Annotated in this window: 20 protein-coding genes and 1 pseudogene; 14 read left to right on the forward strand and 7 right to left on the reverse strand. The window is 67.3% G+C overall.

Features of this window, described 5'->3' with window-relative positions; all coding sequences use genetic code 11:
* Nucleotides 1-476 precede the first annotated feature (476 nt).
* The 4 genes and pseudogenes from GQ464_RS11920 to GQ464_RS11935 all read left to right on the forward strand — a co-directional run bounded on the left by GQ464_RS11920 (nt 477) and on the right by GQ464_RS11935 (nt 7740).
* Nucleotides 477-3479 carry a TonB-dependent receptor domain-containing protein gene (locus GQ464_RS11920; protein WP_166981098.1) on the forward strand — a complete coding sequence of 1001 codons (3003 nt, stop codon included), beginning with the start codon at nt 477-479 and terminating at the stop codon, nt 3477-3479.
* Between the two features lie 51 nt (nt 3480-3530).
* Nucleotides 3531-4751: a RagB/SusD family nutrient uptake outer membrane protein gene (locus GQ464_RS11925; RefSeq protein WP_166981100.1), complete on the forward strand. Its 1221-nt coding sequence runs from the start codon at nt 3531-3533 to the stop codon at nt 4749-4751.
* Nucleotides 4752-4908: 157 nt separating this feature from the next.
* Nucleotides 4909-7116: pseudogene (locus GQ464_RS11930) on the forward strand (ATP-dependent helicase).
* Nucleotides 7117-7254: 138 nt separating this feature from the next.
* Entirely contained in the window at nt 7255-7740 is a 486-nt protein-coding gene (locus GQ464_RS11935; RefSeq protein ID WP_166980047.1) for a GNAT family N-acetyltransferase, read from the forward strand.
* A 6-nt stretch (nt 7741-7746) separates the two neighbouring features.
* Here GQ464_RS11935 and GQ464_RS11940 read toward each other — a convergent pair whose 3' ends face one another.
* On the reverse strand, nt 7747-7905 hold the full coding sequence (locus GQ464_RS11940) for a DUF5989 family protein (RefSeq protein ID WP_166980050.1): 159 nt from the start codon (nt 7903-7905) through the stop codon (nt 7747-7749).
* Nucleotides 7906-8002: 97 nt separating this feature from the next.
* Between GQ464_RS11940 and GQ464_RS11945 the strand changes: the two genes are divergently transcribed.
* The 3 genes from GQ464_RS11945 (at nt 8003) to rpiA (ending at nt 11355) form a co-directional block, all read left to right on the forward strand.
* A complete protein-coding gene (locus GQ464_RS11945; RefSeq protein WP_228350243.1) occupies nt 8003-9289 on the forward strand; it encodes an ABC transporter permease in 1287 nt (428 codons plus the stop codon).
* 48 nt (nt 9290-9337) lie between these two features.
* A complete protein-coding gene (locus GQ464_RS11950; protein ID WP_166980052.1) occupies nt 9338-10567 on the forward strand; it encodes an ABC transporter permease in 1230 nt (409 codons plus the stop codon).
* A gap of 65 nt (nt 10568-10632) precedes the next feature.
* A complete protein-coding gene (gene rpiA, locus GQ464_RS11955) occupies nt 10633-11355 on the forward strand; it encodes a ribose-5-phosphate isomerase RpiA (RefSeq protein ID WP_166980054.1) in 723 nt (240 codons plus the stop codon).
* Between the two features lie 84 nt (nt 11356-11439).
* Here rpiA and GQ464_RS11960 read toward each other — a convergent pair whose 3' ends face one another.
* The 5 genes from GQ464_RS11960 to GQ464_RS11980 all read right to left on the reverse strand — a co-directional run bounded on the left by GQ464_RS11960 (nt 11440) and on the right by GQ464_RS11980 (nt 16556).
* Complete coding sequence (locus tag GQ464_RS11960) at nt 11440-12102, reverse strand: energy transducer TonB (protein WP_166980056.1); 663 nt, start codon at nt 12100-12102, stop codon at nt 11440-11442.
* Nucleotides 12103-12330: 228 nt separating this feature from the next.
* Entirely contained in the window at nt 12331-12699 is a 369-nt protein-coding gene (locus GQ464_RS11965; protein ID WP_166980058.1) for a VanZ family protein, read from the reverse strand.
* A complete protein-coding gene (locus GQ464_RS11970; RefSeq protein WP_166980060.1) occupies nt 12696-14288 on the reverse strand; it encodes an NAD(P)H-hydrate dehydratase in 1593 nt (530 codons plus the stop codon). Before GQ464_RS11970 ends, GQ464_RS11965 begins: the two co-directional genes overlap by 4 nt.
* 103 nt (nt 14289-14391) lie before the next feature.
* Nucleotides 14392-15411 carry a Gfo/Idh/MocA family protein gene (locus GQ464_RS11975; RefSeq protein ID WP_166980062.1) on the reverse strand — a complete coding sequence of 340 codons (1020 nt, stop codon included), beginning with the start codon at nt 15409-15411 and terminating at the stop codon, nt 14392-14394.
* The gene (locus tag GQ464_RS11980) at nt 15408-16556 is read right to left on the reverse strand and encodes a DegT/DnrJ/EryC1/StrS family aminotransferase (RefSeq protein ID WP_228350244.1); all 1149 of its coding nucleotides are present in this window, start codon (nt 16554-16556) and stop codon (nt 15408-15410) included. The genes GQ464_RS11975 and GQ464_RS11980 overlap by 4 nt, the downstream gene beginning before the upstream one ends.
* A 266-nt stretch (nt 16557-16822) precedes the next feature.
* Between GQ464_RS11980 and GQ464_RS11985 the strand changes: the two genes are divergently transcribed.
* Together GQ464_RS11985 and ruvC are read left to right on the forward strand one after the other, a co-directional pair.
* Nucleotides 16823-17569 carry a YebC/PmpR family DNA-binding transcriptional regulator gene (locus tag GQ464_RS11985; RefSeq protein WP_166980064.1) on the forward strand — a complete coding sequence of 249 codons (747 nt, stop codon included), beginning with the start codon at nt 16823-16825 and terminating at the stop codon, nt 17567-17569.
* 36 nt (nt 17570-17605) lie between these two features.
* Nucleotides 17606-18163 (forward strand): crossover junction endodeoxyribonuclease RuvC, encoded by a 558-nt coding sequence (gene ruvC / locus GQ464_RS11990; protein ID WP_166980066.1) that lies wholly within the window; start codon nt 17606-17608, stop codon nt 18161-18163.
* A gap of 7 nt (nt 18164-18170) precedes the next feature.
* Here ruvC and GQ464_RS11995 read toward each other — a convergent pair whose 3' ends face one another.
* The gene (locus GQ464_RS11995; RefSeq protein WP_166980068.1) at nt 18171-18455 is read right to left on the reverse strand and encodes a DUF4290 domain-containing protein; all 285 of its coding nucleotides are present in this window, start codon (nt 18453-18455) and stop codon (nt 18171-18173) included.
* A 276-nt stretch (nt 18456-18731) separates the two neighbouring features.
* Here GQ464_RS11995 and GQ464_RS12000 point away from each other — a divergent pair, with 276 nt between their 5' ends.
* From GQ464_RS12000 to GQ464_RS12020, 5 genes are all read left to right on the forward strand, one after another.
* The gene (locus GQ464_RS12000) at nt 18732-19007 is read left to right on the forward strand and encodes a hypothetical protein (protein WP_228350245.1); all 276 of its coding nucleotides are present in this window, start codon (nt 18732-18734) and stop codon (nt 19005-19007) included.
* Nucleotides 19008-19046: 39 nt separating this feature from the next.
* On the forward strand, nt 19047-20009 hold the full coding sequence (locus tag GQ464_RS12005; RefSeq protein WP_228350246.1) for an ABC transporter ATP-binding protein: 963 nt from the start codon (nt 19047-19049) through the stop codon (nt 20007-20009).
* A 22-nt stretch (nt 20010-20031) separates the two neighbouring features.
* Nucleotides 20032-21327 carry an ABC transporter permease gene (locus tag GQ464_RS12010; RefSeq protein WP_166980072.1) on the forward strand — a complete coding sequence of 432 codons (1296 nt, stop codon included), beginning with the start codon at nt 20032-20034 and terminating at the stop codon, nt 21325-21327.
* Between the two features lie 87 nt (nt 21328-21414).
* Nucleotides 21415-24726, forward strand: coding sequence for a peptidase MA family metallohydrolase (locus tag GQ464_RS12015; RefSeq protein WP_166980074.1), 3312 nt, complete (start codon nt 21415-21417; stop codon nt 24724-24726).
* 167 nt (nt 24727-24893) lie between these two features.
* Nucleotides 24894-25229: a hypothetical protein gene (locus tag GQ464_RS12020; RefSeq protein ID WP_166980076.1), complete on the forward strand. Its 336-nt coding sequence runs from the start codon at nt 24894-24896 to the stop codon at nt 25227-25229.
* Nucleotides 25230-25263: the final 34 nt, after the last annotated feature.

The following is a 25263-nucleotide window of genomic DNA, read 5'->3' on the forward strand; positions in this document are numbered from 1 at the left end:
TCGCGGTGTCCCGGCGGCTATTTACGGGTGCGTCTGTACCGGTCATGGTGCACTGACGACCGTTTGCACCGTCCGGAGCGGTTACGCGGTCCCGTTGAATTATTTTTCAGGAAACCCAGGAGATGCCCTTTCTCCCCCCGCCCGGGAGGTATATTCGTTTGAACGGATAGTGTGCAGACCGTTCCGGCGAGCGGCCTCCCGACAGCTGAACCCTCATCGTAAGGCGACGCATCGATCGGATCTGTGAGCGCGATACGGGACGATACGAGCAGGTTTTTTTCCGGCGAGCTAGGATTAAGGATCCGGAAGCGCTTTCGGTCCGTCCGGTTCCGGCGCCAGGACGGTGAGGTGGTTCCCGCATACGGTCACGGTTGTAGCCGGAGGGTAGCCATAGAACTCCGGTATGTGGCAATACAGGGTGCCTGTGTGCAGGCATCCCGGCATAACAGATCCACCAACCACTCATCAGACGAACCATGAGACGATCTGACCCCAAGAGCAAGTATCTCGGCCTGTGCCTGGGGCTGGCGTTGCTGGCCCCGGTGCCGGTCCTGGCCCAGCAGGGCAGCCTCCAGGGCCGCGTCACGGACGCCGAGACCAACGAAGGCCTTCCCGGTGCCAACGTGCTGTTGGTCGACGTGCAGATGGGGACGGCTACCGACCTCGACGGTAACTATGCCATCCGGGAGGTGCCGCCCGGGACCTACACGGTGCGCTTCAGCTTCGTCGGTTACCGGACCCAGCAGCAGACGGTCACCATCGGCACGAGCCCTGTGGAACTGAACGTGGCCCTGCAGCCCGACTATACCGGGCTGGAAGAGGTCGTCGTCACCGGCATCGCTTCGGCCCGCTCGAAGGCCACGGCCGACGTGTCCGTCGGCCGTATCGATGCCGAGCAGTTGCAGGAGCTGAACGCCTACCAGGACGTCTCGCAGCTGCTCACCGGTAAGGTGAACGGCGTCAGCGTGCAGCCCGCCTCGGGCAACGTGGCCGGGGGCATCCGCTTCGTGATGCGCTCGAGCACCGGCCTCAACGGCAACGGCCAGCCCGTCATCTACGTCGACGGCGTCCGGATCGACAACGCCCAGGTGACCGGCTTCGGCGTCGGGGGGCAGGGCGTCTCGATGCTGGCCAACATCAACCCCGAAGACATCGAGAGCATCGACATCCTCAAGGGGCCGGCCGGGGCCGCCCTCTACGGTACCAGCGGCTCGAACGGGGTGGTGCTCATCACCACCAAGCGGGGACGGCTGGCCGCCGGCGGCGCCGTACCCTTCAACGTGAACTACAAGGGGGTGCTCGGGGTCAACGAACAGGCCGAGGAGTACAACCCCTTCAACGCCGCCAACCCGGACATCGCCAACAACTTTTTCCGTGAGGGCCTCATCAGCCAGCACTCACTGAGCGTCTCGGGCGGCTCGCAGACGGTGCGCTTCTTCAGCTCGTACGACCGCCGGCTCGAGAAAGGCCACCTGCGCAACAACAAGCAGGACCGCCAGAGCTTCCGGGCCAACTTCGAGGCCTTCCCCTCGGACAAGGTCACGATCCGGGCCAACGCTGCCTATACCCTCAACGAGATCGACCGGCCGCAGAACGACAACAACATCTTCGGCTACCTGGGCAACACGTTGCTCTCGGCCAGGCCGTTCATCTTTACCGACAGCGCGGCCATCGAGGCCATCAAGAACACGCAGCGGATCGGGCGTTTCCTGGGGTCGGTCGAGGCCGAATACCGCCCCATCGACCGGCTCGTGCTGCGCGCCTCCGTCGGCTTCGACGGCACCGACCTGCGCAACGACGAGAGCTTCCCGGCCAACTTTTCCTATTCGGGTCGCACCAACGGGGAACGCAACATCTTCAACCGGCGCAACGAGCAGTACACGTACGACTTCAACGCCCGGTACAGCTATGGCATCACGTCCTCGCTCAGCGCCACCACCATCGTGGGGACGCAGGCCTTCAACCAGATCAACCGTAACTTCTTCTTCACCAAGCAGAACTTCTCCACGGAACTGATCACGAACATCGGTGCCGGGGCGGACTTCATCAGCGGGGATGAAGGGTTCGTGCACTCGCGGGAGGCCGGCATCTACGGGCAGCAGGAACTGAACTTCCAGGAGAAGCTGTTCGTGACGCTGGGCCTGCGGCGCGACTTTGCCAGCACGGTCGGGGATCGGGCCCCGTCGATCTGGTATCCGAAGGCCAGCCTGGCGCTCCGGGTGGACAACCTGACCGAGTTGCCGCGCCAGATCAGCTTCCTGAAGCTGCGGGCCGCTTACGGCGAGACCGGCCAGCTTCCCGGCCTGCTCGACGGGTCGTTCCTGCGCTGGCAGGCCGAACCCTCGGGCTACGGCGCCGGCGCGGTGACCAGCTTCATCGGCAACCCCGCCATCGAGCCCGAGCGCGTGCGCGAGTTCGAGGTCGGCCTCGAATCCGAGCTCTTCGGCAACGTCGGGCTGGACCTGACCTACTACTTCCAGCAGGCTGAAAACTCGATCATCGACTTCAACAATGCCCCCTCGACCGGCCTGACGGCCAGTTCGGTGCCGTTCAACGTCGGCAGGTCCGAAGGGTGGGGCTTTGAAACCAGCCTTACGGCCGCGCCCGTGCGCACGCGCAACTTCGGCGTGGACTTCGCCTTCCTGTGGAACTACCAGAAGAACGAGGTCAAGGACCTGGGCGGCGCCCAGCCCATCTTCGACGGCTTCGACATCAATGTCATCAAGGAGGGGCTGCCGCGGGACGCCTTCTACACCTGGTCCTCCCGGGCCAAGTTCAACGATGACGGCAGCTATGCCGGCCCCGAACTGACGACTACCGACGAGGACGGCGACGGCCAGCCGGACCGCAAGTTCTTCGGGACACCGTATCCCGAGCACAACGGCTCGTTCTCCCTCAACGTACGCTTCCTGAAAAACTTCACTGTCAGTGCGCTGGCCGAGTGGTTCCTCGGCAACGAGGTCTTCAACAACACCCGGCTGTTCATGCGTCGTTTCGGGGCGCTGGCCGAGCGCAACATCGCCCTGGTGCAGGTCGGGCTCGTAGAGGATCCTTGCAGCGTCAACCTGTGCGATGCGGACGGCAACCTGCGACCCGAATTCCGGGACCGGAACGTGCAGGCGCTGACCGTCGGCTCGCCTGAGTACCGCGAGGCCGCCGAGACGGTGGCCCGCACCGAGTTCACGTTCGGCGGCGTTGACCTCGACGGCAACTTCATCGAGAGTGCCGACTTCCTCCGGCTGCGCGAAATCAGCATCCGGTACGACTTCACGGACCTGCTTCGCAAGGCGAACGTCAGCCGGTATGTGCGTTCGGCCAGCTTCACGCTCTCGGCGCGCAACCTGTGGATGACCTCGAAATACAGCGGGGCCGACCCCGAGGTCAACTTCGCCGGGGCCCGCAGCGCCAGCCGGGCGCAGGACTTCCTGACGCTGCCGCAGCCGCGGGTGCTCTACGGTACGCTGACCATCGGCCTGTGAGCCGCTGCACGTGTCTTTCCGACCGAATGATCAAGCTTGAGGCATAGAACGATGAAACGACGCTATCTCATGCCGGCGGTGCTCCTGTTCCTGGGGGTCGTGACCGCCTGCGACAGCTTCGTCGAAGACGTCGATAACCCCATCGACAGCATCAACGACGACCAGCTGACGACCGAATCCCAGGTGCCCTTCCTGATCAAGGGCATCCAGTCCCGCTTCTCGACCACGTACGACCGGCTGGCCGTGCATGCCGGCGGCCTCTCGGACGAGCTGTTCTTCGACCAGCGGGTGCCCAATGCCACCTTCCCCACGTTCCAGGAGTTCGACGAGGGGGACATCACGCTGGCGAACAACTCGAACGACGGGGTCTACAACGACCTGGGCGAGTTGCGCTTCTTCGCGGACAACCTGCTCACCCGCATTGCAGAGATCCAGTTCGAGGATGCCGACCTGCAGCGGGAGGCGCAGTTCATCGGCAACTTCTACGGCGGGGTGGCCCGCTACTTCTATGCGGCCTACTACGGGCTGAACCCGCGTGAGGGCGGAGGGGTCATCTCCGAGAATCCGGACAATCCGGGCCCCTTCATCCCGTCGGCCCAGATGTATGCCCTGGCTCTGGAGAAGCTCGAAGCGGCCCGGGGCTTCGCCGACGATTACCACACCCGGGTGATCAACACCCTGGTGGCCCGCATCCACCTGTTGCAGGGCAACTTCACCCAGGCCCGGGCAGCGGCCCAGCAGGGCTTGCAGGAGGGGGACGACCCGTTCCTGACGCTCTTCAGCGTGGATAACGACAACTACTGGTGGAGCCAGGCCGGACCCGGGCGTACCCAGTGGGTGGTCGACTTCCGCTACCGGGGCTACGTCGACGCCGACCCGGCCGAGGCGGCCCGGATCCCGCTGCAGGCCATCCAGGGCAATGACAACCCGCCCACCACGTTCTACCGCCAGGCCCGGTACGTCAACCGCGAGGATCCCCTGCCCTTTGCCACCTGGCAGGAGAACACGCTGATGCTGGCCGAACTGGACCTGCGCGACGGCAATACCGCCTCGGCGCTGAACCGCATCAACGCGGTGCGGGCCAGCCACGGCCTCGAGCCGCTGGCTTCGGCGGACATGGACGTGCTGATCCTGGAGCGCGAAAAAGAGCTCTTCACGATGGGCCTGCGCCTGCTCGATCAGCGCCGCTTCAACCGCTGGCACCTCGGGCCGGACACCTGGCAGTACTTCCCCATCACCCAGAACGAACGGAACATCAACCCGAACTTCTGATCGGGTCCTGGCCGTTCCGGCGGGGCCGCTCCGGTGCGGGGCGGCCCCGCCGGCTTTTCAGGGGCACCGGCGTCTGGCCCTGCCCCTCAAGCCGCAGCCGGGCATCCGTTCGGGATCCGGTGCGTTGAAAGAAAAACAGAGGCTTGGGGACAGCGGTATGCGAGGCAGGCTGACGATCGCGTGGATCGGGCTCGCGGCGGTGCTGGTCGGCACGCCGGCGGCAGCCCAGGACGACGAGGCCGCGCTGGAGGCGTCGTTCCGGGCCGGGCTGGCGGCCTATKRSGCSGGCKACCWSSMGSACCGGCCCGCCSGGCGCCGTCGCCGCCGCGTACTGCTGCGGGTTCAGGTTGCGCGGAAGCTGTCCATCGACTATGCGGGGGCGCTGAACCCGCAGCAGTACGCGGCGGCGACGGCGCCGGGCGGGCCGGTGCTGGTGGTAGCCGGCGCAGGGACGGGAAAGACGCGCACGCTCGTCTACCGCGTGGCCTATCTGGTGGAGACGGGCACGCCGCCGGAGCAGATCCTCCTGCTGACCTTCACGCGCCGGGCCGCCCGCGAGATGCTGGCCCGGGCCGCTGCCCTGCTCGACGGCCGGTGCGAGCGGGTGCAGGGGGGCACCTTCCATGCCTACTGCGCCGGCCTCCTGCGTCGCCATGCCCCCCGCATCGGCTTCCCGAACACGTTCTCCATCCTCGACGCCTCCGACGCCGCCGACGTGCTCGACGTCCTCCGCACAGCGCACGGGTTCCACCGGTCCGGCCGGCGTTTTCCCCGGAAGAAGACGCTTCAGGCCCTTTTCTCGACCGTCGTCAACCGGGGGCAGCCGCTCGAAGCGGTGCTCGAGGCACAGTACCCGCAGTTCGTCGCCTGCCTCGACGAGCTGCAAACGCTGCAGGCGGCCTACGTGGCCTACAAGAAGGCCCACGCCCTGATGGACTATGACGACCTGCTGCTGCGCACGCTCGAGCTCTTCGAGACCGACGACGCGGTGCGCCACCGGGTGGCCGCCGGCTGCCGCCACGTCCTCGTCGACGAGTACCAGGATACGAACCGGTTGCAGGCCGCCCTCGTCCGGCAGTTCGCCTCGGTCCACGGCAATGTCATGGCCGTCGGCGACGATGCGCAGAGCATCTACCGCTTTCGCGGGGCGGACTTCCGCAACATCTTCGCCTTCCCGGAGCAGTTTCCGGGCACCCGCATCCTCAAGCTCGAACGGAACTACCGTTCCACCCGTCCCATCCTGGAACTGGCCAACCACCTCATCGGGCACGCCCGGCGCAAGTACGACAAGGTGCTCTTCACGGACGAGGCGGGGGGCGAGCGGCCCGCCCTCGTGCCGGCACCCGACGACCGGTTCGAGAGCCGCTTCGTCGCGCAGATGGTGCTCGAACTCCGGGAGCAGGGCCTGCCGCTCGACCGCATGGCCGTGCTCTTCCGCAGCAGCCACAACGCCTACGACCTCGAAGTCGAGCTCAACCGCCGGAACATCCCCTACGTCAAGTACGGCGGGCTGAAGCTCAGCGAGGCAGCCCACATCAAAGATGTGCTGGCCCACCTCCGCGTCGTCGAGAACCCGCAGGACGCCGTCGCCTGGAACCGCATCCTGCAACTGATCGAGGGCATCGGGCCGAAGACGGCACAGGACCTGATCGACTGGATCACCTCCACGGCCGGCGAGCCGTTCATCCTGCCGGATCGTCCGTTCGGAAACCGGTACGTGACGACGCTCAAGGCGCTCTTCGAGCTGCTTCGCACGCTCCGTCACGGCGAAAGGACGGTGGCGGAACAGGTGGAGCTGGTGCTGGACTACTACGCGCCGATCCTGCGGCGGCAGTATTACGAGGACTATCCGAAACGCGAGCAGGACCTGGAGCATTTCGCCGGCCTGGCCGAAGGGTTCCCGGACCGGGCCGGCTTCCTGGCCGCCCTCGCCCTCGATCCCATCGAGCTCTCGGCCCTCGATGCCGGGCCGCTGGCCGACGACGAGGCCCCGCTCATCCTCTCGACCATCCACTCGGCCAAGGGGCTGGAGTTCGACGCCGTCTTCGTCATCCACGCGCTCGACGGCGTGCTGCCCTCCGGCTACGCCCTGGGCGACCCCGACGCGCTCGACGAGGAGTTGCGGTTGCTCTACGTGGCCGTCACCCGCGCCCGGCGGTATCTGTTCATCTCCTACCCGATGGTCCAGTATCGCCGGTACCAGGGCGAATACCTGGCCGGTCCCAGCCGCTTCATCGCGGAGGTGCCGGAACGGTTGCTGGAGCCGTGGTCGCTCGTCGAAGAACCCGCTCCGGCCCAGCTCGGCCCGCCCGTCGACGCGGCAGCCCCCCGGGCCTCCGTCGACGACGGGGCGCCGGGCGAATAGGCCGCAAGGGCCGTGGCGTACGGCCAGACGGCGTGGCGGCCGGCCGGGCTTTCGTTTTGATGAAAAATGAGCCGGTCCTGCGGCGCACCATGCCGCCGGGCCGTATCTTGGAGACAAATCCGGTACATACCCGTCCTCATGGCTGTCTCACCCGACATCCGCCCCTCGCCCCCGAACCGTCCCGGCCTCGAACCGGTGCCGGTGCGCATCGAAGTCGTGGGCCTGGAGGCCCTGGACGTGCTCGCCCGGTTGAACATGGCCGTCTTCCGGGAACAGCGCATCATCAATTCCTTCGACCGCCTCGATCTGATGATCCTCCTGGCCTACGTCGACGAGGCGGCCGTGGGATTCAAGGTGGGCTACCGCGAGAGCCGCTTCACGTTCTATAGCGCCAAAGGCGGCGTGCTGCCGGCCTACCGGCGGCGCGGCATCGCCCGGCAACTCCTCTACGAGATGATGGACCGCGCCCGGGCACGGGGCTACACCCATTTCGCCTTCGACACCTTCCCGAACATGCACCCCGGCATGACCATCCTCGGCCTCAACGAGGGATTCCGCGTCATGAAGGCGGACTACAACCCCACCTATCGAGACTACCGCCTGCGCTTCGAAAAGAAGCTCTGACCCGGCCTAGAAAAGCGCGTAGATGAACGGGGCTAGGGCCGAGCCCTGCGTGAGCACGATCAGCAGGCTCAGCAACATCAGCACGATCAGGATCGGGGCCAGCCAGTATTTCTTGCGCACGCGCAGGAACTGCCAGAACTCACCGAGGATGCGGAGCTTACCCATAGCGGTCGGATCAAAGGCTGCGGGAGAGGAAGGCTGCTGATACGCCGGACGGCACGAATGGCTCCGCCACGGGCCGGTGCAACCCCACCCGGAACCCGTGCGTACCGTAGCGGCCAGCCCGTTCTCATCAGTCTTTCTTCTGCTCGTGCGCGCGTTTTTCTACGAAGTGTGGGAGAGCCTGCGGATCGCCCTCCGGGCCATCGGCACCCACAAGATGCGGTCGATCCTGACGACCCTGGGGATCATCATCGGTATCGTCTCGGTGACCGCGATGGCGACCGTGGTCAACGGGATCGAGCAGGATTTCGAGCAGGATATGGCGGTGCTGGGTACCGACGTGCTCTACATTGAGCGCTGGCCCTGGGTGGGCAGCCCCGGCATGAAATGGTGGGAATACATCAACCGCCCGTACATCACGGCCGACCTGGCCGATGCCATCGCGGCGCATTCCAGGCATGCCGTAGCCGTGGTGCCCGTGGCCGATACCCGGCGGACCGTCGCCTACGAGGGCCGCACGCTGCACGACGTGACCGTGCTCGGTGTGCGGGCTTCGTATCCGCTGGTTCACCCCGTGGACCTGGCCGCCGGCTATTTCTTCAGCGACTTCGACGAGCGCAGCGCCCGTCCCGTCTGCATCATCGGGGCCGAAGTGGCCGACCGGCTCTTTCCCATCGTCGATCCGCTCGGCAAGACCCTCCGCCTCGACGGGCACAAGTATCTGGTGGTCGGGGTGATGGTACGCCGGGGCAGCGGGGCGGAAGGGCCGGGTTCGGTCGATACGCAGGTCATCATCCCCTTCAACGCCTTCAAGCACCACTTCGGCGTCAGCCGGCGGGACGTGTCGGTGCGGGTCCGCGTGCGGGACCCGGCGCTGATCGAGGAGGCGAAGGACGAGTTGACGGGCATCCTCCGCGTGGCGCGCAAGCTCGACGCCCGGGAAGAGAACGACTTCGAGATCAACGACCAGCAGAGCCTGCGGGCTCAGATCGCCCCGGTGAAGACGGCCATCTACGGCATCGGCATCGGCCTGACGGCGCTGGCGCTGCTCGTCGGTGGCATCGGGGTGATGAACATCATGTTCGTCTCGGTCAAGGAACGCACGCGCGAGATCGGAATCCGCAAGGCCGTGGGCGCCAAGCGGCGGACGATCCTGGCGCAGTTCCTCATCGAGGCCGTGGTCGTCTCGATGGTGGGCGGGCTGCTGGGCGTCCTCGTCTCGCTGCCGCTGACGATGCTCATCCGCATGATCCTGCCCGCCACACTCGACATGACGGTGGTCGTCATCGCTTTCGGCATCTGCGCCGCCGTCGGGACCGTCTTCGGCCTGGCACCGGCCTGGACGGCCGCCCGCGCCAACCCGATCGAGGCCCTCCGGTATGAGTGAGACGCGCTTCGGATCGGGACGCCCTCGTAACGATCAACCCGTACCGTTATGGCGTTTTTAGAGGCCTTTCGGATGGCCTGGGACGCGCTGCGGAGCCACAAGCTGCGCTCCTCGCTGACCCTGCTGGGCATGGTCATCGGGGTCTTTGCGATCATCGTCTCGGTCACCGGCGTCGAGGTCATCGACGTGTATTTCAAGGACCGGCTGCAGTTTCTGGGGGCCTCCACCTTCACCATTCGCCGGACGCCCTCCATCCAGCTGGGGGAGCTCGATCCGAGCATCCGCAACCGACCGGCCATCACCTACGACCAGGTCGAGCGCCTCGCACGTGCCATGACCACCCCGGTGACGATCAGCATCATCGAGGACTTTGCCCTCGCGGCGGTGCGCTACGAGAACCGGGAGACGGAGCCGAACGTGGTGCTCCTCGGCACGGATGAGCATATGCCGGGCAACTTCAGCTACGAGATCGAACAGGGGCGCTTCCTCTCCGAACAGGACCTGCAGTACGCCCGCCCGGTCATCGTGCTCGGCAGCGCGGTGGCCGAGGAGCTTTTTCCGATCGAATCCCCGCTCGGCAAGACCGTTCGCATGGACGGTCACCGCTATGAGGTCATCGGGGTGCTGAAGGAGAAAGGCAGCTTCCTCGGGTTCAACCAGGATACGCGGGTCTTTGCGCCGATCACGCGGCTGATGTCCCTCTACGGCCAGCCCGACCGTAACATTGCCACGATCAGTGTGCGGGCGCACGAGCCGCAACACCTCCGGGCGGCCATGGACGAGGTGATCGGGCGGTTTCGGGTCATTCGCAAGGTGCCGCCGGGACGCGACAACAACTTCGAGATTGAGACGAACGACTCGATGCAGAGCATCTTCGAAGCCTTCACCGGAACGCTCACGCTCGGCGGGGCCGTCATCGGCCTGATCGCCCTGCTGGCGGCCGGCATCGGCATCATGAACATCATGCTCGTCTCGGTGACCGAGCGGACGCGGGAGATCGGCATCCGCAAGGCGGTCGGGGCCCGCCGCCGCGACATCATGCGGCAGTTCCTGCTCGAAGCCTTCTTCCTGTGCCAGATCGGCGGGGTCTTCGGTATCGTGCTCGGGGCACTCGTGGGAAACCTGGTTGCCGTCTACTTCGAGATCTCCCCCGCCTTCCCGACCGGGTGGGCCGTCGGGGCGGTGGTCATGGTGACGGGCATCGCCCTGCTCTTCGGCGGGTACCCGGCCTTCAAAGCCGCCGGCCTCAATCCGATCGAGTCGTTGCGGTATGAGTAAACGCCGCGATGTCGTATCTTCGCGCGCGAGGATACGGTTGGTTTCGAGACAGAGCGGTTCCCGGCATGCAGGCACATGAGCGCAGGAGCGATCCCCGTGCGGCGGCGAAGCGGGCCGTCGGCGAACAGGTGGCCGCGATGGTGGAGGACGGCATGTGCCTGGGGCTGGGGACCGGCTCGACGGCGGCCTGTGCCCTGGAGGCGCTGGGACGGCGCATTCGCGACGAGGGCCTGCATGTCTCCGGGATTCCCACCTCGTTCTTTGCCGAGCAACTCGCCCGCACCTGTGGCATCCCGCTCGTCACGTTCGAGGACGTCGACCGGGTCGATCTGGCCTTCGACGGGGCGGACGAGGTGGACCCGCATCTCAACCTGATCAAGGGGCGAGGGGCGGCGCACACCCGGGAGAAGGTGGTCGCCACGCAGGCGGCCCGCTTCGTCGTGCTGGTGGACGAGACGAAGCTCGTCGACCGGCTCGGCACCCGGATGCCGGTGCCGGTGGAGGTGTTGCCCATGGCGGCACGGCCGGTGCGGCGGGCACTCGAACGCCTCGGGGCCCGGGCCGAGCTTCGCATGGGGGCGCGCAAGGACGGGCCGGTCGTCACGGACCAGGGCTTCTGGGTGATCGATGCCCGTTTCGAGGCAGGGCTCGACGACCCCGCCGCGCTGGATCACGCCCTGAAACGCCTGCCGGGCGTGCTGGACCACGGCCTCTTCATCGGCCTGGCGACGGACGTGCTCGTGGGCGAGGAGGACGGCGGCGTGCGGCACCTCCGGGCGCGGGGGTGAGTCTTCCGGCAACGAAAAGGCCCCGCTGCACGCGGCAACGGGGCCCGGCGGCGCGCACGCGCCGCCATCGTCTGAAAAACGGGCTTACTTCAGTTTGAAGGTGATGGGCAGCGTCATCTTGACCTTCACGGGCTTGCCGCGCTGCTTGCCCGGCTTGAACTTGGCCTGGCTGACGGCGCGGATCGCCTCCTCGTCGCAGCCCGCCCCGATGCCGCGCACGACGACCGGATCGACGACGCGCCCCTGCTCATCGACGACGAACTGCACGATGACGCGGCCTTCGACGCCAGCCTTCTTGGCGATCTCGGGATAGCGAATCTTCTCCTGGATGGCGGCCAGCCCGCCGATCAGTTCCGGCATCTCCTCCACGATGACGAAGATCTCCGGCTCCGGCTCCTCTTCCTCCTCGGCCGGCGGTGGGGGCGGCGGAAGGTCCGTCAGCGGCTGGTCGATGTCGAGCGTGGCATCGAGGTCCAGGTCGTCGTCTTCGAGCACCTCGTCATCCGGAACCTCGACCGGCACCGGCGGGCGCGGCGGCGGCGGCGGCTTCTCGATCTGCTGGGTCTGCTGGATCTCCTCGATCTGGACGACCTCCTGCTCCTCCATCACGATCTCGAACGAGTCCTCCGCCCGCAGGTCCAGGCGGAAGGCCACGATGAGCAGCAGCAGCGTCAGCGCCAGCCCGATCTCGACGTAGAGCGGATAGCGCTTGCGCAGGTCGGCTTTTTCGGTTTTTCGTAGGGCCATGGTTTTCGTCTCTGGCTTCGGGTCGAACGGTTGCTCCGCGAAGATAGCGTACCGGGCGATCAAAGGAAACAACCGCCTCGATCTGCGTCAGGTGATACGGTTGACGTTTTCGGCGGGTTCCGTGCATGCCACACGCGGGGGGGAGGTCCGGCACGGCCTATCCTCCTGATTGCCTGGGATAAAGACACGCAGCGCGGGGCAAAGTTGCCGCCGGGTGTGGAGGAAGGGTCAGGACGCCGGGCGGGCGTGCTTCCGGTGGCGCAGGCGGTAGGCCTGCACGGCGGCGAAGAGGCCGAGCATATCGGCGAGGACGTCGTAGACGTCCGGGAGGCGTTGCCAGGGGAGCAGGCCCTGATAGAGCTCGCTCATGGCGGCGAAGACGGAGCCGCCGGTGAGGACCCACCAGGTGCGGGCCGGCAGGGGCCGGGTCATGGCGGCCATCCAGAGCCAGCCCAGGACGGCGAAGAGGACGAAGTGCCCGGCTTTGTCGTAGGAGAGCAGGGCCAGGTCGGGCAGGCTTTCTCCGGGCAGGGAAAGGAGGAGGAGGATCAGGATCGTCCAGCCGGCGGCGAGGAGGCGACGCAGGGGCAGGCTCATGGCGAGAAGCGTTCGTGGAGGACGGAGGGCAGCACGCGGAGAAGGTCGGAGGCGACCATGGAGCGGGCGTCGTGCCGGGCCGTGTAGTGTTCGGCGGCGGCGCGGCCGAGGTGAAGCGCCGCGACGGCGGCCTCGGCAGGGGGGAGGCCCTGTGCGATCAGGCCCACGCACAGCCCGGCGAGCACGTCGCCGCTGCCGGCGGTGGCCAGGGCCGGGTGGGTGGGAGCCACGTAGGCCGTGCCGTCCGGGCACGCGACCACCGAGGGGGCTCCCTTCAAGAGCAGCACGACGTTCCATCGCTCCGCGTAGGTCTGGGCCGTGCGGATACGGTCGGTGAGGTCGGCGTCGTCGCCGGCGAGGCGTTTGAATTCGCCGGCGTGCGGCGTGAGGAGCCACCGGCCGCCGGCACGGCGGGCGAGCCACTCCGTATGCCCGGCCAGGGCAAAGAGGCCGTCGGCGTCGATGACGGCCGGGAGGCGGGTCTCCTGCAGGAGGGTGCGGACGAAGGCGCCGGTGCCCGGCCGCCGTCCCAGGCCGGGCCCGACGAGCAGCGCCCGTGCTTTCGCCAGGCGTTCGGCCAGCACGTCGTGCCCCGCCGGTGTGAGGCCGTCCGCGTCGTCGGGCAGGGCCAGCGTGGTCACCTCCGTCAGGTGTGCGGCGACGGCCGGGCGCACGGAGGCCGGGCAGGCACACACCACGAACCCGCTCCCGACGCGGGCAGCGGCCTCGGCCGCCATGACCGGCGCGCCCGTGAAGTCGGGCGACCCGCCCACCACCAGGGCCAGGCCCACGCTGTATTTGTGGGCATCGTGCGGGCGGACCGGCAGCCGGCTTCGGACGGCCTCGTCCGTGACCAGGAGCGCACAGCCCGGTGCCTTCCGCACCCGCTCGAGCACGAACGACGGGATCCCGATCTCCACCACCTCGACGTGCCCGGCGTATGCGGGTCCCTCGCCCAGCAGCAGCCCGGTCTTCAGGGCACCCATCGTCACGGTCATCGTCGCCCGCACGGCCTCGCCGGGCACCACGCCGGTGTCGGAGTGCAGGCCCGTCGGCAGGTCGAGGGCCACGCGGGGGGCCGGCAGCGTGTTGAGCCGGCGGACGATGTCGTCGAGCGGGGGGCGCGGGGCACTCGTCTGCCCCGTGCCCAGCAGGGCATCGACGTACAGATCCGCTCCTTCGAACCGGGCGAAGTCGCTTGCCTCCCGCCACCGGAACAGCCGGAGGCGGCCCGCCGGGTCGTTCGCTTCGAGCCGGCGGAGCAGCCGGAGGTTGTGCGCCGCGTCCGCCGACATTTCGTCTTCTTCGGCGAGGGTGACCACGTCCAGGCGGGCGCCGTGTTCAAAGAGGACGCGGGCCACCACCAGGCCGTCGCCACCGTTGTTGCCCTTGCCGCAAAAGATTACGACGCGCCGGTTGCGGAGGGGGCCGAAACGGGTTGCGATGCAGGCAGCCGCCCCGCGCCCGGCCGTCTCCATGAGGGTGAGGCCGGGGAGGCCGAAGGTTTCGATGGTGAACTGATCCGCCGCCCGCATGGCTTCGGCGGTGAGTACCGGAAGCAGGGTGTTGGGCGAAACTGGCCGGGACATCGGATCGGGTCGTTGTGTCCGTTGGAGAAAAGGCTGCACGGACGCCGGGCCGCGCATGGGCGCCCTACGCGCGTCCGGTTGCGGCCGTGCCGGGAAAGCCGGGTCAAACGTCGATGCAGGCGCCGTTCCGGGCCAGCGAGCGCAGGGCGGCTTCCATGAGGCGGACGACGGCCAGCCCGTTACGGCCATCGGTGCGGGGCGTCCGGCCCGTCCGCACACATTCGACGAAATGCCGGCATTCGAGCAGGAGCGGCTCCTGCATGTCGATCCGGGGAATGTGGATGTCGCCCGAGCGGAGCGTCATCGCACCGGCATAGTCCGTGTACGACGGCGTCGTTTCGATCCCTTTGTCGTAGAGCCGCACCTTCTCCACGCTCTCGACATCGTCGATCACGGCCATCTTGCGGCTGCCCACGACGGTGACCTTGCGGATCTTGTGGGGGTCGAGCCAGCTCGTGTGCAGGTGGGCCAGTTTGCCGTCTTCGAAATAGATCGTGGCGAAGGCCACGTCTTCGATGCCGGGTTGCAGGTAGGCCTGGCCCTGGGCCGAGACGGCGACGGGGCGCCGGTCGAGGAAGGCGAGGGCCACGGCCAGATCGTGCGGGGCCAGGCTCTCGAAGGCGTTTTCCGCCTGCCGGACGATGCCCAGGTTGACGCGCATGCTGTAGAGGTAGTAGACCTCGCCGAGCTCGCCGCGCCGGATCAGGTTCGCCACGTATTCGAAGGCGGGGTGATAGAGCAACAGGTGCCCGACCATGAGCCGCCGGTCGTGGGTCTCGGCCAGCTCGACCAGGCGCTCGGCCTCGGCGGCGGTCTGCGCCATCGGCTTCTCGACGAAGACGTGCTTCCCCGCCTGCAGGGCGGCTTCGGCCATCGGGAAGTGGCGGGGCGTCTCGGTGGCGATGACGACGGCGTCGAGCGCCGGGTCTTCGAGCAGGTCCTCGAAGCGGTGCGTCGTGCGCACCTCCGGGTATTGGCGGGCGACGGCGGCCAGCACGTCCTCGCGCTGGTCGCATGCCCAGGCGAGTGTCACGTCGGGCAGGCCGGCGAAGTTGCGCAGCAGGTTCTTGCCCCAGTAGCCGATCCCGACCTGGCCCAGTCGAAGGGGAGGGTGGTCGCTCATCCGGGGGACTTTTCTTTGGGATTGCGGACGTAGGCGTGCACGGCGTCGGCGATGTACGCCTGCTGCTCGGCGGTCAGCTCCGTGTGCATGGGCAGCGAGAGAACCTCGGCGGCGGCACGGTCGGTCTCGGGCAGGTCGTCGTAGCGGGCCGGTGCGGCACCCCCGGCGAAGACGGGCAGCCGGTGCAGGGGGACGGGGTAGTAGATGGCGTGCGGGATGCCCCGGGCCTTCAGGTGGGCCGCCAGCCCGTCCCGGCCGCCGGGCACCTCCGGCGCCACGCGGAGGGTGTACTGGTGGAAGACGTGCCGGCCATTCGGATCGCGGTACGGGACCGCCAGGCCCGGGATGCCGTCGAAGAGGGCATCGTACCGATCGGCGGCGGCGCGGCGGGCCTCCGTGTAGGCGTCGAGCCGGCGAAGCTTGACGCGGAGCACGGCGGCCTGCAGGGCGTCGAGCCGGCTGTTGACGCCCACGACCTCGTTGTGGTACTTCCGTTGCGAGCCGTGGTTGGCGATGAGCCGCATCCGGTGGTAGAGGGCTTCGTCGTTCGTCAGGATGGCGCCGCCGTCGCCGTAGCAGCCCAGGTTCTTCGACGGGAAGAAAGAAAGCGTGCCGACGTGGCCGATGAAGCCCGTGTGCCGGCCCTTGTAGGTGGCCCCGACGGCCTGCGCATTGTCCTCCACGACGTAGAGGCCGTGCCGGCGGGCGATTTCCAGGATCGGGTCCATGTCCGCCGGCTGGCCGAAGAGGTGAACGGGCACGATGGCTTTCGTTTTCGGCGTGATCAGCGCTTCGAGGCGGTTCGGATCCAGGTTGAACGTCTTCGGGTCGATGTCGCAGAAGACGGGGACGGCGCCGAGCAGGGCGGCGGCCTCGGCCGTGGCGATGAACGTGAAGGCGGGCGTGATCACCTCGTCGCCCGGCCCGATGCCAAGCGCCATGAAGGCGACCTGGAGCGCGTCGGTCCCGTTGGCCACCCCGAGCACGTACGACCCGCCGAGATACCCCGCCAGCTCGCACTCGAACTTGCCGACCTCGGGCCCGTTGATGAACTGGGTGGAGGCCAGCACCTCCTGCAGGGCGGCATCCATCTCGTCTTTCATGGCGAGGTACTGTCCTCGCAGGTCGACCATCTGTAGGTTCATGGCGGTGCCCGTACCTGGCCTGCTTGTCGTTGCCCGTGTTCTGGCCAAGATACGAACGGGCCGGAGGGGAAGGACCTTCTTCACGGGGCTTTCACGCCGGGTTCCGGAGCGCGGGCGGGCGGCGAAATCGCGGCGGGTCGAGAACCTGCCGCCCGGGCGTCGGCGTATATGGGACCGGTACCGGGTCCTGCTTCCGGGAGACGAGCCGGGCCGTGCGCGCTGCCGGTCCGGAAGTTGCATGAACGCCAATCGGTGATAGGGATACTATGGCAGGTCACAATAAGTGGTCGAAGATCAAGCGGCAGAAAGCCGTGGCGGATGCCCGGCGTTCGAAAGTGTGGGCGCGGATCACGCGGGACATCATGGTGGCGGCCCGTGAGGGAGGCGGCGATCCCGGCATGAACCCGCGCCTGGCGCTGGCCATCGAGAAGGCGAAGGGGGAGAACATGCCCAAGGAAAACATCGAGCGGGCCATCAAGCGCGGCACGGGGGAGATCCAGGGCGCCGACTACGAGGAGGTCACCTACGAAGGCTACGCACCGCACGGCGTGGCCGTCTTCATCGAGGCGCTCACCGACAACACCAACCGCACGGTGGCCGATTTGCGGGCGCTCTTCAGCAAGGCGGGCGGTAGCCTCGGCCAGAGCGGTTCGGTGGCGTTCCTCTTCGAGCGGAAGAGCGTCTTCGAGATCCCCGCCGCGGGGGTGGACGAGCTGGACCTGTTCGAGCGCGTCGTCGAGGCCGGGGCCGAGGACCTGACGCGGGAGGACGACACGTTCATCGTCACCGCGCCGGCCGAGCAGTTCGGCGCCGTGCAGGCCGTGCTCGAAGCGGCCGGCATCCGGGTCGAGGAGGCCGGGCTGCAGCGCATCCCCACCACCACCGTCAGCCTCGCCCCCGAGGCCGCCCGCAAGGTCGCCGCGCTGATCGAACGGATCGAGGACCATCCGGACGTGCAGGCCGTCTATACCACGCTCCAGCTGGACGAGGCCACCATCGAAGCCATCACCTGAGGGCCTCGCGGCCTCTGCAACCCATCGGAAACCGGCATGATCGTACTCGGCGTCGATCCCGGCTCGCGGGTGACCGGATACGGGGTCATCGAGGTGGAAGACGGGCGGGAGCGGCTCGTCGAGTACGGCGTGATCCGCCTCACCGGCGGGGCGCATGAACGGGACGACCACCAGCTGCGCCTCCGGCACCTCTACGATCGCCTGACGCAGGTGATCGAGCGCTGCCTGCCGGACGCGTGTGCCGTCGAGATGCCCGTCTACGGGCGCAATCCCCAGTCCATGCTCAAGCTGGGCCGGGCGCAGGCGGCCATCATGCTGGCGGCCCTCAACCGGGAGGTGCCCGTCGTCGAATACCCGCCGGCGGAGGTCAAGAAGTCGGTTACGGGGCAGGGCAACGCCACGAAGGAGCAGGTCTGGTACATGGTGCGCGCCATCCTGGCGCTCGATGAGGCGGCCCCCCGGGAGACGCTCGACGCCTCCGACGCGCTGGCGGTGGCGCTCTGCCACGCCGGTCGCCTGGGCCGGGGCACGAGCCGGCAGCCGTACAAGGACTGGGCCGGCTTCGTCCGCGCCCACCCGGACCGGATCGGCTGACGCCGGCTCAGTCGTAGAAAAAGCCCCGCTCCTCATCGCGCACACGCACGACCTCGGCCACCTCGTTCAGGTCGAGCGTGCCCTTGCTCATGCGCATGATGAGGTGCGCGATCTGCCGGTCCTTCTGCGGGGCCTGGTTCCACTCCGGATGCGCCTGTTCGATGATGCTGATGAGGATGCGGAGGTAGGGGTAGCGTGCTTCCGCCGTCTCGAGCTGGCCGATGGCCTGGGCGAAGAGCTCGGCATTGCGGCCGACCTGCCGGTCGACGATTTTCTCGCGATAGATCGTCATAAAGCTGCCGTCGTGGTGCTGAAGGTGGGAGGAGGTGTCGAAGGCATGGGATGGGGCGTCGAGCGGGGTAGAGAGGGCATCTTGCTGAAAAGTATACCCAACGCCCGGCGGCAAACCAAGCAAAGCAAAGGGAAAAACGAAGAAAACGGTCCGGCGTTCCGGCCGGGCTGGAGGGGGCGGTGCTGAATCCTGTCGGCCGGTGCGGCGTTAGAGAGGCGGCGCCGCCGGAAAGGCCGGGGCCCGTGTGTAGAGACCGGATCTGGCTTGACGTGCGCTGTGAAGAAGAACGGATCGACCCCATATCGTCTGGAACTGTTGCCGCCGGTGCCGGCTTTTCATCGCCGGGCCTGGCGACAAAAGCAACTCAGTGAAGGAGAGCTCGTCTACTACGGTCCGATGCCGGTCTACTACGGCATCGGCGAGGTGAAGCGTGTCGTGGAGAACTATGTGGCGGTGGACTTTCGCGGCACCGGCCAGTTCGGCGTCCATGAGGACGTGTTCGAACCCCAGTATCTCATTCCCATCCCGCCGGCCACGTTGAACCTGCTCTGACGGGGCCGCGTGCGGGGGGCACGCATCAGGCTACCGGATATGTTGCTTTCCGTCGAAAACGTGACGAAGCGCTACGGGGACCTCGTGGCGGTCGATCACGTCTCCTTCACCGCACGCCCGGGTCGCATCCTGGGCTTGCTCGGGCCCAACGGGGCGGGTAAGACCTCGACGATCCGCATGATCGCCTACATCACCGTGCCCGACGCGGGGCGGGTGCTGCTCGATGGACGTCCCGTGGGGCCGTGGAGCCAGCAGCGGATGGGGTACCTGCCCGAAGAACGCGGCCTCTACAAAAAGATGAAGGTGGGCGAGCAACTGCTCTACCTGGCCGAGCTCAAAGGCCTCACCCGGGCCGGCGCCCGCGACCGCATCCGCTACTGGCTCGACCGGTTCGGAGCACGGGACTGGGAGAACCGGAAGACCGAGACCCTCTCGAAGGGGATGCAGCAGAAGATCCAGTTCATCGCCACCATCCTGCATGATCCGGACCTCGTCATCCTGGACGAACCCTTCGGCGGCCTCGACCCGATCAATGCGGACCTGTTGCAGGAGGTGATCCTGGAGCTGAAAGAGAAAGGGCGGACGATCCTCTTTGCCTCCCACCGCATGGAACAGGTCGAGCAGCTCTGCGACGACATCTGCCTCATCTCGAAAGGAGCAATCGTCTTGCAGGGGCCGTTGCGCGAGGTCAAACGCCGCTTCGGGCGGGATACCGTGCTGCTCGACTTCGAGGGCGACGATGCTTTCCTCGACCGGCTGGTCGCCGAGGGGTGCGTGCGCATCAACGTCCGGAGCCGCAACCACGCCGAGCTCCGGCTGCTCGACGGTACACCCCCCCGGCGCGTGCTCGAGGCCGCGATGGCCTCGGTCGATGAGGTTTCGCGCTTCGAGGTCGTCGAGCCGCCGATGCGCGAGATCTTCGTCTCCGTCGTCACACGGCAGCAGGGCGCCGCCGAGGCCCGGGCCGTCGCGGTCGATCCCCTGGCCGGCGGCGAGGCGTGACATTCCCTGACCCGGTGGGTATATGCACAAGATCTGGATCGTTCTCAAGAGTGAGTTCCGGCGGCGCGTTCGGACGAAATGGTTCATCCTGACGACGTTGCTCGGCCCGGTTGCGCTGGTCGCTTTTTTCGCGATCGTCGGGGTGGTGGCGGTCTCCTCCATGGAGGACGGCGGCCGCATCGTCGCCGTGGTTGACGAGACGGGGCGGTTGCTGCCCCGGCTGCTGGTCGAGCCGGAAGACGGGTTGCGTCTGGTCGCCGTCGAAGGGCCGGCGGATTCGGTTCGGGCCGCCGTGATGGCGGGGCAGTACGACGGCTACCTGCGCATCCCCGCCGGGGTGATCGAGGGTGCCGGTGAGGTGATCTACTACTCACCCGAGGGGGGTGGGCTCGGGATTTTCCAGAGCCGGTTGGAACGCCTCGTGCGCGAGGCCGTCGAGCAGGAGCGGCTGGCCGCCCGCAACGTGCCGCCCGAGGTGCTCGAGATCCTGCGGGCCCGTGTGCCGGTGCGCATGGTCAGGCTGACCGAGGCCGGCGAGACGGCCGGGAGCACGGGCGCCTACGTCGTCATCGGCTTCATCATGGGCTTCCTCATCTACATGGCCATGCTCATCTACGGCTCGGTGGTGATGCAGGGGGTGATCGAGGAGAAGACGAGCCGGGTGGTGGAGGTGATCGTCTCGTCGGTGCGGCCGTTCCATCTGCTCATGGGGAAGGTGCTCGGCATCGGTGCCATGGGGCTCGTGCAGATGGTGGTGTGGGCGCTGATCATCCTGGCGGGTACGATGTTTTCCGGCACCCTCCTGGCCCTCTTCCTGGATCCGGCTGCGTTCGACCTGCCCGACGACGCCTCGCAGCGGGAACTGCTGGCGGCGGCCAACTTCACCGTGCCGCAGCTCTCGCCGGACGTGTTCGTGTGGTTCGTGCTTTTCTTTCTGGTCGGCTACCTGCTCTACGCCAGCCTCTTTGCCGCCATCGGTTCGGCGGTCGAGCAGCAGCAGGACGCCCAGTCGCTGCTTTTTCCGGTGATGATGCCCCTCATCCTCTCGATCGTCTTCATCCAGCCCGTCATCGAGGCGCCGAACTCGACGCTGGCGCTGGTGCTGTCGATGGTGCCGTTTTTCTCCCCGATCCCGATGGTGGTGCGGGTGGCCGTCACCGAGGTGCCCTTCTGGCAGGTGTCGCTTTCCTTCCTGCTGTTGCTCGGCACCTTCGTCGCCTCCATCTGGGTCAGCGCCCGTATCTACCGCGTCGGTATCCTGATGTACGGCAAGAAGCCGGGCTTGAAGGACCTCCTCCGGTGGATCCGCTATGCCTGACGGCTTTTTGCCCGGACGGGGGTGGAACATGCGCGCAGGCGGTCGTTAGAATCGTAGCCTTCCCCGGATGCATTCCCGAACACGTCGATGTGGTGTGCCCTTGTCCACCGGTTGAGCGGATGGCTCATCGTCCTGCTGGGGGCAGGGCTGGCCGCGCTTCCGGCGACGGGGCAGTATTTCCGGTTCGGAAAAAACAAGGTGCAGTACCGGGCGCCGGCGTGGTACTACGTGCAGTCCACGCATTTCGACGTGTACTACTACGAAGGCGGCGAGGCGCTGGCCGACTTCACGGCGCGGGCGGCGGAGCAGGCCTACGCGCAGATCCGGCATCTCTTCCAACACCGTATCGGCCGCCGCATCCCGCTGATCGTCTACCAGGGGCACAATGATTTCGCCGTCACCAATGCGGCCGACCTGCCCGCCTATGCCGAGGGCATCGGCGGCGTCACCGAGCTGTTCAAGAACCGGATCGCCATCCCCTTCACCGGAGACTACCGGGACTACCGGCGGGTGATCCACCACGAGCTCGTCCATGCCGTCCTCAACGACATGTTCTACGGCGGCTCGATCCAGTCCATCATCCAGAACAACATCCAGCTGCACATCCCGCTCTGGTTCAATGAGGGGCTGGCCGAGTATGCGGCCCTCGGGTGGGATACCGAGTCGGACATGTACGTGCGGGAAGCCGTCCTGGAAGACCACCTGGCGCCGATCGACCGGCTCGACGGCTTCTTCGCCTACCGGGGCGGGCAGAGCGTGTGGGACTACGTCGCCGAGCAGTACGGTGAGGAGAAGATCGGCGAGATCCTGCAGCGGCTGCGCACCGGCCGCTCCGTCGAGGCCGCTTTTCGCCGGGCGACCGGCCTCTCCCTCGACGACCTCTCCGAGCGCTGGCACCGCGCCCTCAAGGAGATCTACTATCCCGAGATGGCCGCCCGCGAAAAGCTCGATCAGCTGGCACGGCCGCTCATCACGCGCGAGCACGGCTACTACAACACCAGCCCGGCCCTGTCCCCGCACGGGGACCGCCTGGCGTTCATCACCACGAGAAACGGCCTCTTCGACGTCTACCTGGCCGATGCCGACGACGGCACGATCCTGCGCCGGCTGGTGGCCGGGCAGACGAGCCGCGCCTTCGAGAGCCTCCGCATCCTCTCGCCCGGCCTGGCCTGGAGCCCGGACGGCCGCCACCTCGCCCTGGCCGTCAAGAGCGGCGCGCACGAGGCCATTGCCGTCGTCGATGTCCACACGCTGAAGACCGAGCACCATCCCGTTCCCGGCGTCGATCAGATCCTGGCCGTCGCCTGGAGCCCGGACGGCCGCCGCCTCGCCCTTTCGGCCTCGGCACGGGCCCAGAGCGACATCTACGTGCTCGATCTGGCCGGCGGCGCCGTGGTCAACCTGACGAACGACGTCTTCAGCGATCATGAACCTGCCTGGAGCCCGGACGGCTCGGCGATCGTCTTCCACAGCGACCGGGGACCCCACCTCGAGCTGGGCACCGCACGCGCCGGCGACTTCGCCATGATCGACCACGACTTCGGCCAGTACGACCTCTACCTGCTGCGGCCGGGCGGAACGCGCCTCCGGCGGTTGACCTTCGACGAGGCCTGGGACGAGCGAAGTGCCCGCTTCGGCGCCGACCCGAACCGGCTGCTCTTCCTCTCGGACCGCAACGGGGTCAGTAACCTGTACGAGAAGGACCTGACCACCGGCGCCGAACGCCCGCTGACGGACCTGACCGTCGGGCTGATGCAGGTGGCCCTCTCGGCCGACGGGCAGAAGGCGGCCCTCGTGAGCCTGCGGGAAGGGACCCCTTCGATCTATATCCTGAAAGCACCGTTCGAACGCGACCTGGGCTCCGAACCGCTCGTGCCGAACGTGTGGGCGCAGCGGGCCCGCACCCCGGACGTCACGCCGGCACCGGCCGTCTCGCTCGCCCGCACCACGACACACCAGGCCAACCCTTTCCTGCGCGATGCCACCGACGGCATCCCCTACGCCCGCAACCGCACGCAGACCGTCCGGCCGCCCCTGCTGGCCGAGACGTTGACGGATCTCTTCGGCCACGACGACGCCCCCGGCACCAACGGGGACCGGGCGACCGATACCCTCCGCACCGGCGGCGTGCGGGTCGACTTCCGCAACTACCAGTTCAGCAGTGCCTTCGAAGAAGCCCGGCGCGCCCGCTTCCGCGACGAAGTCCGGGAAGATCCCGGCCTGCTCGATCCCTTCCGGCCCCGCGACAACCTCGACGAGGACGGCAACTTCAAACCCCGGCGATACCGCCTCCACTTCTCGCCGGATCTCATCTACGGCACGGCAGGCTATGACGTGCTCTACGGGGTGCAGGGCATCACCCAGATGATGTTCTCGGACATGCTCGGCAACCACCGCATCCTCGTGGCGACCAACCTGCTCATCGACCTGCGTAACTCGGACTACCTCATCGCCTACCACTACCTGCCGCGCCGCACCGACTGGCGCTTCACCGGCTTCCATACGGCGCGGCTGCTGGCCGACTTCCGGGGCTCCGTGCCGACCTACTACCGCTATCGCCAGTACGGCGCCAGCCTCACCGCCAGCTATCCCTTCGACAAGTTCCACCGCCTCGATGCCGACCTCTCCGTCGTCGGGGTCAGCCAGGCGGACGTCACCGACGCGACCGTTCCCACCGTCACCCGTACCCTTTTCTATCCCTCGGTCACCTTCACCCGGGACGTGACCGTGCCCGGCTTCCTCTATCCGATCGGCGGCTCCCGCCTGGCGATCAACCTCGCCGGCGCCCCCTTCAGCTTCAACCGGCAGCAGGTGCGCTTCCTCTCCGTGCTGGCCGACGTGCGCGCCTATACCTCGCTCGACCGGGGACGCTACAGTTTCGCCTTCCGCCTCTCCGGCGGGACCTCCCTCGGCCCCGACCGGCAGCTCTTCTATACTTCCGGCGTCCAGAACTGGATCAACCGGGACTTCGACGAGGCCAACGGCTTTCCCATCGACGACGTCACCGACTTCGTCTTCGCCACCCCGGTACTGCCCCTGCGCGGTTACGCCATCAACAGCCGCAACGGATCGCATTTCGGGCTGCTCAACGCCGAGTTTCGCTTTCCCCTCGTGGCGGCTGTGTTGCCGGGGCCGCTTCCGATCCTGCCGTTCTACAACGTCCAGGGCGTCGCCTTCGCGGACGTGGGCGCCGTCTGGGGCGGGCCCGACGGGCGCCTCCGCCTCTTCCGGGACAACCCGAACGGCGACCGCGTCCTCGACGACCTGCTCGTCGGTACGGGCTTCGGCCTGCGGACCCTGCTGCTCGGCTATCCCGCCCGCCTCGACTTCGCCTGGCCCTTCGACGGCCGGCACTTCGGCGCGCGCCGCCTCTATTTCTCCATCGGCTTCGACTTCTAGGTTTTCGTGAAAAGGGAGGAAGGACCGGGCGTGCCCGCCGGGAAACAAGAACTTATTCGGGCATACCGGGTCGATACTCGGCTCCGTGTTCCGGATAGCGGCGCCCGTTCCCGGGCCGCCCCGGCATGCCTCCCGACCTTCCCGGCTTTCATCGCGTGTGCAGGCCCATGCAAGAGGCCGTTCTGCTGAAAAGTCCTTTTCGGTATGAGTCAAAGCCCCTCTGGTGGGGGCGAGCCCGGCTCACCCGAAACCACCTGATCCTGCAGGGCCTGGGATGGACCGGCCGCCACCGGCGGCGCATCCCGCTGCAGGCGATCGCACGCGTCGAGTGGGTGGCCGGCCTCGAAGACCGTCGCAGCGCCAACCTGTTTCTCATCCTGCACGAGGGCGAGACCGTGGCGATTCGCGTCAGAAACGCCGGGCTGTGGAAGTTCACCCTGGATGCGTATCGCCCGCATCGCGCAGGCGATACGGAAAAGCAGGCCACCCGCCCGGCCGCCTGAACCCCGCCGCCGCATGCCGATCCGGAGCCGCGGG

Origin of the sequence: Rhodocaloribacter litoris (genome assembly GCF_011682235.2) — a bacterium.
Taxonomy (GTDB): domain Bacteria; phylum Bacteroidota; class Rhodothermia; order Rhodothermales; family ISCAR-4553; genus Rhodocaloribacter; species Rhodocaloribacter litoris.

Bases quoted from the DNA above. Each gene is read 5' to 3' on its own strand.
- GQ464_RS11975 (WP_166980062.1), bottom strand. From the start codon at position 15,411: ATGAGCGACCACCCTCCCCTTCGACTGGGCCAGGTCGGGATCGGCTAC.
- GQ464_RS11960 (WP_166980056.1), bottom strand. From the start codon at position 12,102: ATGGCCCTACGAAAAACCGAAAAAGCCGACCTGCGCAAGCGCTATCCG.
- GQ464_RS11980 (WP_228350244.1), bottom strand. From the start codon at position 16,556: ATGAACCTACAGATGGTCGACCTGCGAGGACAGTACCTCGCCATGAAA.
- GQ464_RS12020 (WP_166980076.1), top strand. From the start codon at position 24,894: ATGCAAGAGGCCGTTCTGCTGAAAAGTCCTTTTCGGTATGAGTCAAAG.
- GQ464_RS12015 (WP_166980074.1), top strand. From the start codon at position 21,415: ATGTGGTGTGCCCTTGTCCACCGGTTGAGCGGATGGCTCATCGTCCTG.
- GQ464_RS11985 (WP_166980064.1), top strand. From the start codon at position 16,823: ATGGCAGGTCACAATAAGTGGTCGAAGATCAAGCGGCAGAAAGCCGTG.
- GQ464_RS11965 (WP_166980058.1), bottom strand. From the start codon at position 12,699: ATGAGCCTGCCCCTGCGTCGCCTCCTCGCCGCCGGCTGGACGATCCTG.
- GQ464_RS11940 (WP_166980050.1), bottom strand. From the start codon at position 7,905: ATGGGTAAGCTCCGCATCCTCGGTGAGTTCTGGCAGTTCCTGCGCGTG.
- GQ464_RS11925 (WP_166981100.1), top strand. From the start codon at position 3,531: ATGAAACGACGCTATCTCATGCCGGCGGTGCTCCTGTTCCTGGGGGTC.
- rpiA (WP_166980054.1), top strand. From the start codon at position 10,633: ATGCAGGCACATGAGCGCAGGAGCGATCCCCGTGCGGCGGCGAAGCGG.
- GQ464_RS11970 (WP_166980060.1), bottom strand. From the start codon at position 14,288: ATGTCCCGGCCAGTTTCGCCCAACACCCTGCTTCCGGTACTCACCGCC.
- GQ464_RS11935 (WP_166980047.1), top strand. From the start codon at position 7,255: ATGGCTGTCTCACCCGACATCCGCCCCTCGCCCCCGAACCGTCCCGGC.
- GQ464_RS11920 (WP_166981098.1), top strand. From the start codon at position 477: ATGAGACGATCTGACCCCAAGAGCAAGTATCTCGGCCTGTGCCTGGGG.
- GQ464_RS11995 (WP_166980068.1), bottom strand. From the start codon at position 18,455: ATGACGATCTATCGCGAGAAAATCGTCGACCGGCAGGTCGGCCGCAAT.
- ruvC (WP_166980066.1), top strand. From the start codon at position 17,606: ATGATCGTACTCGGCGTCGATCCCGGCTCGCGGGTGACCGGATACGGG.
- GQ464_RS12010 (WP_166980072.1), top strand. From the start codon at position 20,032: ATGCACAAGATCTGGATCGTTCTCAAGAGTGAGTTCCGGCGGCGCGTT.
- GQ464_RS11950 (WP_166980052.1), top strand. From the start codon at position 9,338: ATGGCGTTTTTAGAGGCCTTTCGGATGGCCTGGGACGCGCTGCGGAGC.
- GQ464_RS12005 (WP_228350246.1), top strand. From the start codon at position 19,047: ATGTTGCTTTCCGTCGAAAACGTGACGAAGCGCTACGGGGACCTCGTG.